Annotated in this window: 11 protein-coding genes; 5 read left to right on the forward strand and 6 right to left on the reverse strand. The window is 53.8% G+C overall.

Annotated features, from left to right (window positions below; all coding sequences use genetic code 11):
* Positions 1-421: 421 nt before the first annotated feature.
* From AC0LWM_RS05430 to AC0LWM_RS05440, 3 genes are all read right to left on the reverse strand, one after another.
* Positions 422-1,192, reverse strand: coding sequence for an alpha/beta hydrolase (locus tag AC0LWM_RS05430; protein WP_474673895.1), 771 nt, complete (start codon positions 1,190-1,192; stop codon positions 422-424).
* A gap of 460 nt (positions 1,193-1,652) precedes the next feature.
* The gene (locus AC0LWM_RS05435) at positions 1,653-2,144 is read right to left on the reverse strand and encodes a VanZ family protein (RefSeq protein ID WP_474673896.1); all 492 of its coding nucleotides are present in this window, start codon (positions 2,142-2,144) and stop codon (positions 1,653-1,655) included.
* Between the two features lie 14 nt (positions 2,145-2,158).
* On the reverse strand, positions 2,159-2,845 hold the full coding sequence (locus AC0LWM_RS05440) for an HAD family hydrolase (protein ID WP_474673897.1): 687 nt from the start codon (positions 2,843-2,845) through the stop codon (positions 2,159-2,161).
* A gap of 210 nt (positions 2,846-3,055) precedes the next feature.
* On the opposite strand from AC0LWM_RS05440, the gene AC0LWM_RS05445 reads away from it, so the two are divergent.
* From AC0LWM_RS05445 to AC0LWM_RS05455, 3 genes are all read left to right on the forward strand, one after another.
* Entirely contained in the window at positions 3,056-3,889 is an 834-nt protein-coding gene (locus tag AC0LWM_RS05445) for a phytanoyl-CoA dioxygenase family protein (protein ID WP_474673898.1), read from the forward strand.
* Positions 3,890-3,998: 109 nt separating this feature from the next.
* Positions 3,999-4,634, forward strand: coding sequence for a TetR/AcrR family transcriptional regulator (locus AC0LWM_RS05450; RefSeq protein ID WP_474673899.1), 636 nt, complete (start codon positions 3,999-4,001; stop codon positions 4,632-4,634).
* Positions 4,631-5,890 (forward strand): MFS transporter, encoded by a 1,260-nt coding sequence (locus AC0LWM_RS05455; RefSeq protein WP_474673900.1) that lies wholly within the window; start codon positions 4,631-4,633, stop codon positions 5,888-5,890. Before AC0LWM_RS05450 ends, AC0LWM_RS05455 begins: the two co-directional genes overlap by 4 nt.
* A gap of 239 nt (positions 5,891-6,129) precedes the next feature.
* On the opposite strand, the gene AC0LWM_RS05460 is transcribed toward AC0LWM_RS05455, so the two are convergent.
* Positions 6,130-7,356 (reverse strand): threonine synthase, encoded by a 1,227-nt coding sequence (locus tag AC0LWM_RS05460; protein WP_474673901.1) that lies wholly within the window; start codon positions 7,354-7,356, stop codon positions 6,130-6,132.
* 165 nt (positions 7,357-7,521) lie between these two features.
* Here AC0LWM_RS05460 and panD point away from each other — a divergent pair, with 165 nt between their 5' ends.
* Positions 7,522-7,923 carry an aspartate 1-decarboxylase gene (gene panD, locus AC0LWM_RS05465; protein ID WP_474673902.1) on the forward strand — a complete coding sequence of 134 codons (402 nt, stop codon included), beginning with the start codon at positions 7,522-7,524 and terminating at the stop codon, positions 7,921-7,923.
* Positions 7,907-9,310: a YheC/YheD family protein gene (locus AC0LWM_RS05470; protein ID WP_474673903.1), complete on the forward strand. Its 1,404-nt coding sequence runs from the start codon at positions 7,907-7,909 to the stop codon at positions 9,308-9,310. The genes panD and AC0LWM_RS05470 overlap by 17 nt, the downstream gene beginning before the upstream one ends.
* Positions 9,311-9,529: 219 nt before the next feature.
* On the opposite strand, the gene AC0LWM_RS05475 is transcribed toward AC0LWM_RS05470, so the two are convergent.
* The gene (locus tag AC0LWM_RS05475; RefSeq protein ID WP_474673904.1) at positions 9,530-10,678 is read right to left on the reverse strand and encodes an ABC transporter ATP-binding protein; all 1,149 of its coding nucleotides are present in this window, start codon (positions 10,676-10,678) and stop codon (positions 9,530-9,532) included.
* Between the two features lie 15 nt (positions 10,679-10,693).
* On the reverse strand, positions 10,694-11,677 hold the full coding sequence (locus AC0LWM_RS05480) for a carbohydrate ABC transporter permease (RefSeq protein ID WP_474673905.1): 984 nt from the start codon (positions 11,675-11,677) through the stop codon (positions 10,694-10,696).
* Between the last annotated feature and the right edge of the window lie 4 nt (positions 11,678-11,681).

Here is an 11,681-nt window from a genome sequence, read left to right on the forward strand (position 1 = left end):
TCCTCCTCTGAATGGGTCTCGACAACTACATTCTAAACGAGGATTCTGCCTATGGCTCCCCCTTTTTTAGAGAACCTAGCATTTTACACAATTATATAGACTCAACTCCAATAGCGGAATATACCCGGAAAATAGATGTATTTTCGCAGCTATTCGAGTTACTTCAAAGTCTGCGTGGGAAATAAATGTAGAATTGTAGTTATTTCGATTTGCTCGAGCCTAACTCATATCGCACCATGCACAAAGACTACTCAAACCTACCTCTTTCCACATCAACATCACGATTACTTAAGCCCATCCCCGCACATCATGCACCACTTCAGTATTACGGCACCTCCTTGCACAAAATAAAAAAAACGCCGTGGTGCATTGGGACCTGCTGATGCAAGTCCGTGTTTGCGCCGCGGCGGCTCGATTCGGTTTATTTGAGCGGAAGCCAAGCCAATACGTCTTGAATATGTTCGTCCCAATATTCCCAGGTATGGTCGCCCGGACCTTCCTTGTACGTTAACGGTATGCTCGTGCGCTTGCACGCATCCCGGAACGTCAAGTTTTCCTGATACAAGAAATCCTCGGTACCGCAGATCTGGTACAGCATCGGCTTCGGAACGTCCTTCTTGTCCAGCTCTCCAAGCACATGCAGCAGATCGTCGTCCGACCCCGCCACTTGGCGGTTGCCGAAGATCAACCGGTAATCCGAAGGAAATCGTTCAATGGCGTTCGAATATGCCAAATCCAGCGCCCCGGATAAGCTGGCGGCCGCTGCGAATTTGTCCGGGCAACGCAGCCCCAGCTTGAATGCGCCGTACCCGCCCATCGACAGTCCTGCGACGAAATTATGCTCGCGCTCGGACGAAAGCGGGAAAAACGAACGGGCCGCGTGCGGCAGCTCTTCGCTAATAAACGTCCAGTAGTTGTAGCCGTGCTCCATATCCGTATAGAAGCTGCGATGCACCTGCGGCATGACGACCGCGATGCCGTAAGCCGCCGCGTAGCGCTCGATCGAGGTGCGGCGAAGCCAGATCGAATCGTCGTCCGACAACCCGTGCAGCAAGTACAACGTGGGATGCAGTTTGCCGCGCTTGCGGTTTTCCATCCCGATTTGCGTTGTCGTGTGCTCCGGCAAAATGACCGTCATTTGCGTGCTTAACCCTAATGCTTCGGAATAAAACTTGCATTGAATAAGTGCCATACCACAGTTCCTCCTTGGAAGTTTGCGAGCCCGAAACCGATACTCCCCTCGGACCCATTCGACGATCGCAACAAACGGATTCGAATCGCTCCTCTTGTTCTTCAGTTACGTTGTATTCAATGGCCTGTCATTGGAATACATAATAGATGGCTTGAAGCATCCGAATGTGCAGGTCCGCTGGTTTCGCACCAGCAAAATCAACGAGATTGAATACGCTGTCAATTACGCTGACCTAGCTGTTGATTGCGCCAAAGGCTGACCGGCCTGCTTAACCGCGATTGCCGATTCACTCCATGTCGTATTCTTCACGACGATGGCTTTTTCCTCTTCCGATCCTGCTTTTTCTAAGCTTTCGTCGCGCCGGACAAACCGTGCAGCATAATACGACCGCTTCGGTATACCCGAATCGGACTTACAGCCACTATGCGGCCGTCTACAGCTCCGACGTCTCCGGATGACGTTAACAGCCGCCTCCATAGCGGCGAGAAATCGCATCGTATAGAAAATAAGCGGCCATCGCTCCGACAGAGTTCAAAATGAGGTCGTCCACGTCAAAGCTGCCCACATGAAGCAGCATTTGCAGCAGCTCCAATACGAGCAAGCCGCTAATGAACGCGGCGTAGAACCGGTACCATCGGCGCGCCCGCCGGAACAAGGCAGGCAGCAGCACGCCGAAGGGCATGAACACCCCGATATTGCCGAACACATTGATAACCCAAGTCGATAAATGGAAATGATGAAAGTTGACGAAATAGTTCTTGATCGTTCGGAGCGGCACAAGATTGTACCGCAGCCCGCCCGTTTCGTGCCTGACCCGGCCGAAGCCGGCAAACATCCAATAGACGAGCAGCGCCGTATAGCCGATAAACACGATCCAGAGTATGCCTTGCACGATCCGCTTGCTTTTTCCCGTCATGTCCTTCATATCTGTCATGTCCTTCATATCTGTCATGTCGCTTGCAACCTTTATCCCGCCGCCTCTTCGCCTTCCAGCGCTATTACAATATCCATCGGATCAGCCGCCCGTCGATAATCGCTTCCGATCGTTGCGTTAAACCATACCGCGTGGACGACGCGCAGTCCTGCGCCAAAGGCGCCGTTCAATTCGTCCGATCCGCCGTCGCCGACGAATAACGCTTCCTCCGGAGCAACCGACAACCGTTCGCAGCCAAGCCGATAAATACGCGGGTCGGGTTTGGCCAAGCCAACTTTATAGGAGAAAATGACGTCGTCAAAATACGGCGACAGCTCGCTCTTCTCCCAATAGGTAACCTCTTCTTCCGTACAGTTGCTGATCAGGCCGAGGCGAATGCCCCGCTGCCGAAGCTCCTTCAGCATGGCCATAACATCCGGGCGGATTTGAAGGAACGGCAGCACCTTGTCCTTCACCCGCTCCTCCAGCAAATGTCGGACCGACTCGTCCCTTGGAGGCAATCCGCGCAAGCGTAATATATCCTCGATCACCGCGGGGAAGTTCGGTAGCTCGCCGGTCATCCGTCTCTGCTGGCGGCTTCCCCACTCCGCCTTGAAATCCTTCCATTCGATCCCGAGCAGCTCCCGGTAATCATAGTGCCTTTTCGAAATTCGCTGCCCGTCCGCAAACTCCGAAATGAGCGTCTCGAACAAATCGAAATAGACCGCTTTAACTCCCAATCTACACCGGCTCCCCATCCAGAAATTGTAGATCCGTCCTTCCGTACCCATCATACCATATCGTCAAATCATATAGTACGGATGATCAAAATGTTTAAAAACATGCCCTGCGGAAACAAAGACGAAACGCAAACGGCGCTCTACAATAGGCTTGTAACGTTACGACGAACGACAAAGGACAACCAAAAACAATAAAGGAGCCGGAAATCGATGAGCACACCAAGTCACTTGATGCCTACGGGAGAAGATATTGCATTTTTCAAGGAAAACGGATATTGGGTTTCGCAAAAAATATTCAGCGACGAGGAACTAGCCGGCATTATCGAGCATATGGAGCTTATTTACGACGAAAAATTCGAGACCGGCCGCAAGCCGTGGGGCGGCTACTGGAAAAACGGCGACAACCCTCGCGCGCTCCGCAAAACCGATAATTCGCATTGGTCCGACCTGACGCTGCGCGGCGTCGCCACAAGCCCGGCCATCGGCGAAATCGCCGGCGCGTTAATGAATGCGGACTGCATCAGATTGTGGCACGACCAGCTGCTGTATAAACCCGGCCGCAATACGAAAAAAGAAACGGCGAATGTCGGCTGGCATCAGGATTATTCCTACTGGCAGTGCTGTGCCGAACCTTCGTTGGTCACCGCTTGGGTGGCGTTCACTGACGTCGACTTGTCCAACGGATGCATGCAAGCCGTGCCGCGCAGCCATAAATGGGGGCTGCTGAAAGTAAACGACTTCTTCGAGCAAAATATCGAGAAGCAGCAAGAAGAAATGGACCTGCCGGAAGGCGAACGGTTCACCACCGTTCCGTTCATCATGAAAGCCGGACAAGTCAGCTTCCATCACGCGCTGACGATTCACGGCAGCGGGCCGAACACGACCGACCAGCCGCGCCGTTCGATGGCGGTCCACTTGATGACGGGCGATACCCGGTACAAAAAAGGCACCGTCGGCGAAGGCCACATGAACGTCGGTTTGCTGAACGGCCAAGACGGCGATTTGTTTGCGGGCGACCCGTTCCCCGTGCTCTGGCAAAAATAAGGTCATAAAAATATTTCCATCCCCCCCTTGCAAAATGAACCGCGTGTCATTATTATAAATGACATACGGTTCATTTATTTTTTCGGTCACCCAGGAAAGGAGCGATCACATGTCGCCTAAAGTAACGGAGGAGCACAAGGAACAACGAAGGAAGCAAATATTGGACGCTGCCGTTCGCGTATTCATACGTAAAGGCTACGAACCGGCGACGATGAAGGATATCGTCGAGGAAGCGGAGATGAGCCGCGGCTGGATTTACCTCTATTTTCAATCCAAGGAGGAAATTTTCGAAGCGCTTGTCGCCCAGAACGATCAGCAGAACGTCAACGAGATGAACGATCAGCTTGCCGGCGCCGCCACCGTGTGGGAAGCGCTGGAGGCGAATTTGGCCCAGCATATGATGGAACTTGCACAGGCCCGGGACGGCGTCGCTCCCGCTTTTTTCGAATATTATACGTCGGGCTGGCGCGACGAAAACCGCAGAGCCATCTTTGAGCGCAGGTATAACAGCTCCATCGCCAGCGTCGTCGCCATATTGAACATCGGCGTCGAACGCGGCGAATTCGCCCCCGCCGTTCCGCTTACGGCCATCGCCAAATTCATGGCCTCGCATTTGGACGGCATCCTGATGCACTCGCTTGCCGGCGATCCGGATCAATTGGATATCCCGCTGCAAATCGATATGCTGGCAGCCCATCTCAAGCAGCTGCTCGGCGTCCGCATAGAAGGAGGAACCCAACCATGAGCTTGTTCAAAAACGCAAACTTCTCGAAACTGTTTATCGCCAACTTCGCGTCGCAGCTCGGCACCGTCATCGGCAACATGGCTTTCGCCTTCTACCTGCTCGATCGTTTCAGCTCGCAGCCTTATTACGCCACCTTGGCGGAGCTGATGTATTCGCTGCCGACGCTGCTCGTCTTCCTGTTCGTCGGCGTGCTCGCCGATCGGTTCGACCGCAAGAAAATCGCCGCGAACAGCGATTGGATACGCGCCGGGTTAACCGCCCTGCTATTCTTTACGATACACTATGACTGGATTATCGCGACGTTCGCGATATTGTTTCTGCGCAGCGCCGTTTCGAAGTTTTTCGCCCCTGCCGAGGCAAGCTTGCTTCAAGGCATCATGCAGCCCGAGCAATACGTGCAGGCGGCAGGCTTGAATCAGACGGTCATGGGATTGTTCATGCTGTTCGGCACCGGCTTGGGCGCGATCGCCTACCACTGGATCGGCATGGAGGGGGCGGTCCTCATCGACGGCGTCAGCTTTATCCTCTCCGGCATATGCGTATCGCTCTGTCGCTTCTCGATGGACGTGCGGCTGCCGAACGGCAAGTCCCGGCTTGGAAGCCTGCGCCTTCGGGCCGTGACGGCCGATTTCGGGGAAGGCTTCGCCTATATTCGCAGCAATAAACTGCTGCTGGCCATCATCACCGGTTTTTTTATGTTCGGCTTCGTCAACGGCGGATTTGCCGTGCTGCCGATGTTCACGATGAAATATAAGCTTAGCCCTGAGCACTACCAGGAATATTCTTCGCTTATTACCGTATTTCTTGGCATCGGGTTCCTTATCGGCAGCGCGCTAGGCGCCCCGCTCGTCAAGAAATTTTCGGAACCTGCCGTCGTCATCGCGGGACTGCTGCTGTCCGGGGCTTCGACCGTCGTGCTGGCGTTTGCCGAGGACGTCTGGGTCTACTTGGCAGTCGTTCTGATCGTCGGCATGATTCTCGCCCCGGTCAACGTCGCACTTGGCGGCTGGATCCCACAGTTGGTCGATCCCGGCAAGATGGGCCGCGTCAACGCCTGGATCGAACCGCTCATGATGCTGGCGCAGTCCGCCGCATTAGGACTGATCGCCTTGGCCTTCCCTTCCCTGCTGACCATCGGTATGATGTATATCCTGCTTGGGGCTTGCATCCTCATCGCAAGCTTGTATTACTTGCTTGTCCTGCCTGCGCTAAACCGCAAGCACAAGCAAACCGCCACGGAGGCAGCTCCTTTGTAACAGGCCGATCGGACTCGCGTTGTCTCCCGTACGCCTGGCCCACAGTTTCGCCGTACTCCATCTGCATCGGAGTATGGAAGTACGGCTGCATCAGCCCTGCCCCGCAGAACCTGTGCCTTGATGAGCAATTGGATCATTCCCGGGTGGCAACAGATCCGTTATCAACGGCAGCAGGGCCGATTCCGATCGGGTGCATGAGCTCGCTATCTTGCAATGCATCGCAATCGATAAAGCCAACGTTACCGGACGCGTCCCTCCGCCCCCGTCTGCTTGATCCACTCTCCGTAGTTGCGCGCAAACGGCACCTGAGAGTCTATCGGGCCGGAGATATACTTCATCGCATGGGACGTATTGAACAGCACGACGCGGTCGCTCCGGCGCACCGTACCGCTGTCGCATAGCCGCTGCAAACCGGCCAGCGTCGCCGCGCCCTCCGGCGAAGACGAAATGCCGTGGCATCCGAATAAGCGCTGTGCCTCCTCGATTTCCCGCCGGCTTACCGCGACGGCCGATCCGCCCGTCTGCCGCAAGATCCGGACGATCAGCTCGCCGTCCGGCGGGCTGGGTACCCTGAGGCCCGTCGGCGCAGCCGATACGGTTCCTTCCGTTTCCGCAACCGGGCCGCCGCTTGCCATCGCGTCGACGATCGGCTGACATCCTTCCTCCTGCACGCTTATAATCCTCGGCAAGTCGCCTTCCACCATGCCAAGCGCCTTCAATTCGTTGAACGCCTTCCACAAACCGACGACACCCGAACCTCCGCCCGTCGGGTATACGATGACGTCAGGCAGCTTCCAGCCGAACTGCTCCGCAAGCTCGAGGCCCATCGTTTTTTTCCCTTCGACCCGTCCGGGTTCCTTCAGCGTTCCGACGTTACGCCAGCCTTGCTCTATTTTCCCGTCTTCGACGATTTTCCCCGCATCATGAATATATCCGTCAACCAAACAAACCGACGCGCCGTAATGAATGCACTCCTCCACGATGGCAGGCGGGCAATCCTTCGGCATGAACACGAAGGCGCTCATGCCCGCTCGCGCGGCATAAGCGGCGAGTGCCGATGCGGCATTGCCGTTGGATGGAACGGCGGCTTTGTCCGCTCCGTCCTCCGCCAGCAGCGAAACCGCAACCGAAAAACCGCGGGCTTTGAAGCTGCCCGTCGGGTTCTGCTCTTCTCTTTTGACATAAAGCGATTGAACCGGAAGTTTCGCTTCGAGCGCCGAAAGCCGGACTAGCGGCGTCCACCCTTCGCCCAAGCTGACGACCGATCTCTGCGCTTCGACGGGCAGCAATTCGAAATAACGCCACATCGTCGTTTCCCGGTCGCGCAAGGCCCCACGGTTAAACGTATATTTAACCTCGTCCATATCGTATTCGACCAGCAGCGTCCCGCCGCAGGTACATTTTCCGATAAGACTGAACGGTTGCTTCCCGGCGCACTTCAAACAAACCAACCAGCGCGTTTTCATGGTTCGCCTCCTTCAAAAGCTGTCTTATCCACGGTACGCCATAAGCACAAATATGGAACGGCTCCCACCTACGATTCATCCGGTTTGGGCGGATACCGGAAGCAAACGTATAACAGCCGTCATACATTGAACCATATCGTCCGATAAGGGAGGATCCGTCTCACGATGCAGCGAATGATGTGCAAGGGCAAAATCCATCGCGCCACGGTTACCGAGGCCGACTTGAACTATGTGGGCAGCATCACGATTGATGCTGCTTTAATGAAGCATGCTAATATCAAACCGTATGAAATGGTGCAAATTACGAGCCTTCGCAACGCAACTCGCTGGAAGACCTATGCGCTTCCTGGGCCCGAATTATCCGGGAAAATATGCTTAAACGGACCGCCCGCGCACTTGTTCCAGCCCGGCGATCTGGTCATTATCCTCAGCATGGGGTTGTTTACGGAGGAAGAAATCGAACAATTGAAGCCGCAGGTCGTTTTTGTGGATGAACGGAACCAAGTTCAGCGTGTAGAATCCCACGACATCGTCGTGGAGCAACAAGAAGGTGGAGCGATTGTCTAACCCGGGACATGGGAAGCTCAGCAAGCATCGCATCATGAGTCTATCTCCCGCCTTATCGCAGGCGCTGCCGGAAACGCACGTGATGAATCTGGACGTATTCTGGCAAATGCTCGGCAAATACGGCAATGTTATTGTCAAGCCGTCGGGCAGTTATGGCGGCAGCGGGGTCATTCAAGTGGCGCAGCGCGGAAAAGGGAAATATACGGTCCGTTTCGAAAGCGTGGTCAAGCATTTCAACAGCAAACCGGCGCTCGGCGACTTTATCCAAGGACGGGCAGCAAAAGGCTGCATCGTACAGCGCCGTATCGCACTTGCGCGGGTGGACGGGCGTCCATTCGATTTGAGGGTTATGGTCCAACGCAAAAATACGAGTTCAGCCTGGATCGTCACCGGGAAGCTTGCCAAAGTAGCCGGCAAGGGCTTTATCGTAACGAATATCAAGCGGAGCCACGGCAAGGTCACAACGGTAGAATCGGCGATCGCAAGGGCGAAAATAACCGCTAAGAAAGCCGATCTGGTCGGCAAGATCGATAAGCTCGCTCTTCAGACTGCGGCTCATCTGGGCCAACATTACAGCAATTTGCGCACGGTCGGACTCGATTTGGGAATCGACCGCAACGGCAAGGTATGGATTATCGAGGCCAACTTTTTGCCGATGCTGGCGCTGTTCAATTATTTGAAGGACAAAACGATGTACCGCCGTATTTGCTCTTACAAAAAAGCGAAGCTGTCCGCGCAAACCACGCCAGTCGCGGAGGCCGAGCAACCTCAGCGCGTTCAGCGTCATGTCGAGACGGAGCGGCCTCAGCGCATTCAGCGCAATGGAGCAGCGCCACCCGCTGCGCAGAAGCAGCCTGTCAGGCGGGTCGTCATTCGCGATCCTTCGCTGATCCAACGCATCAACAAACAAGTGATCGATCCATCCAAAATAAGGCGTACAGTACAAAGGCCTCTTAAGCCAAAGCAGGCGGAAGAACAACAAGCCTTGAAGCCGGTCCAACCGATCAATCAGGCGAGCAGGTCAATCAACGAGACGTTGAAGCCCGAACACGAAGCAGCCAAACCGCAGGCGGAGCGGCTGTCGAAGTCGGTCCTCCCCGAATTCCGACAGGCCGAGCACCTATCGAGCAAGCAAACGGAGCATGCCCAAATGGCTGCCGAGCACAGATCAAGACTGTGGAACAAAAGCGTAGGCCAGCCCGCCAAATCGACCGATACTTCTGCGAAGTCCTCCGGTGCTCCCGCTAAATCCACCGGTGCTCCTGCGAAATCCACAGGTGCTCCCGCTAAATCCACCGGCGCCCCTGCGAAGTCCTCCGGTGTCCCTGCTAAATCCGCCGGCGCTCCTGCCGGATCGGCCGATTCAACTGCGGCCTCGGAGTCATGAGCTTCTAGGATATTTCTTGCGTCATAAAGATTTGCGTCGTTCATGGGCTGTCCCAAAAGTCAATCTATGATTTTTAGCGCCCAATTAGAGTTAAATTTTGCCAGAAAAAAGGACCTCATTCTCCGCTGTGCAGTGGAATTTGAGGTCCTTTCGTTCATGATTCTGGTCGTTCCTATTCAATACGAACACTTTTGGGACAGCCCCTATCGCTCCAACCGATCAAAGCTGCTTATCCATAATATCGCTTTCAGCACCTCCGCGCTTTCGGATGGACATTCCGCTATGTTGATCAAAAAAATGCGCTTTATTCATGTTGAATGCAACCTTTACATGATCGCCTGCCACGACCGGAGTATGGGCTTCCGCCCTGGATATGACGCTGTAATCGCCGATTTTGACATAAACGTAGGTGTCCGCCCCCATGAGCTCCTTCATTTCTACCGATGCCGGGAGGCTCCATCCTTCCTTATCATCCGACGGTTCCAGCGCGATATGCTCTGGCCTCAACCCCATGATGATCTGACGCCAATTGCCTGCTCCGCTTTGCAATTGTTTTGCAACATGTTCGGGAATGCTGAGCTTCATTCTTCGGTTCTCAAAGTAATAGCTTCCGTTCTCCAACACAATGCCGCCTTCGATAAAATTCATCTGCGGAGATCCGATAAACCCGGCCACGAATAGGTTGGCCGGCTCGTCATATAACTGATGCGGGGGAGCCACTTGCTGGATGATGCCGTCCTTCATGACGACAATCCGCGTTCCCATTGTCATGGCTTCCACCTGATCGTGCGTCACATAGACCATGGTCGTTTGCAATGCGCCGTGCAGCTTGCTGATTTCCGCCCTCGTCTGAGCTCTAAGCTTCGCATCCAAGTTGGACAAAGGTTCATCCATGAGAAACACCTGCGGCTCTCTGACGATCGCCCTGCCGAGAGCGACACGCTGCTTCTGTCCTCCCGACAGTTGATTCGGTTTTTTGTCCAGCAGGTGGGATATTTCCAATATTTTCGCCGCCCGGCCCACTCGCAGTTCGATCTCATGCTTGGCGGTTTTACGAAGCTTCAAGCCAAGCGCCATGTTTTCGTATACGGACAAATTCGGATAAAGCGCATAGTTTTGAAATACCATCGCGATATCTCTATTTTTGGGCGATACGTAATTCATGAACTTGTCGTTGATGTAAATTTCGCCCTCCGATACTTCCTCCAATCCCGCCAACATGCGAAGCGTCGTCGATTTGCCGCAGCCGGACGGGCCGACCAAAACGAGAAACTCTCCTTTTTCAATCGATAAGTGAAAATCTTTGACGGCAGGTTTCGCTTCGTCCTTATAATGTTTATACACATGGTGAAATGTAATGTTGCCCATGGATCCCCCTCCTTATTAATCGACGATGCCGGTTCTTTCGATTCCTTCCACAAACCACCTCTGCATGATCATATAGAGCAGCAAGGGAGGGGACACAATGAGGAACGCGCCCGCCATCTTCGTTCCTTCCGTTACGGGATTGGCCAACATTTCGCTCATCGAAGGATGCGTCACGGAACCGTACAGCACAACCTCCAACATTTGCAGCCGGATCGACAGCGGCGTAAAACCGCCTGATAAAAACATGGACGGCTCGTAATACTGATTCCAGTACCAAATAAACGAAAACAGAAACACGACAAGACATGCCGATTTCGATAAAGGCAAAAAGATGCGGAAAAACATCCGGAACATGGAAGCTCCGTCGATTTTGGCCGCTTCTTCCAGCGCCATCGGGAGTGTCTTGAAATATTGCCTGAAAATAATAATAAACAAAGCGCTTTTAATTCCTTGGCCGAACAAAGCCGGAACAAGAAAAACGAGAGGCGTGTTCAGCCAGTCGAACGTACTGAATATGACATACCGCGGAATAATGACGATTTGCGGAGGAATTAAAAATGTAAGGAATACAAGAAAAAAAATGAGTCCCTTGCCGGGAAACCTCAATCTTGCCAAACCGTAACCGGTAACGGCGCAAATTATGACTTGAAAAATCGAACCGATAAGCGCGATCGCGAGCGTATTGGAAAACGACCCGGGATACTGAAGACCTTCCCATGCACGGGACAAATTGTTCCAGTCGATCGTTCGCGGAATCCATTGTACCGTCGGATCCAGCAAATCGCTCAAATTTTTCAGCATCGTCGTAACCATGTACAAAAAAGGCTGGAGGTACAAGTAGGCTACAATGGAGAGCATGTATAATATGAACAGTTTCGCTAACCAACCGTCGTTAACGTTCCTTCCGAGTACGACCAGCTTTACTTTTTGGGCTCTTTTGCCCGCCAGTAGCAACCCGAAGCGATTCATCCTTTGTCGAATCGAAACTCCGTTCTTCACTCCG

This window comes from Paenibacillus sp. sgz302148, assembly GCF_056120465.1.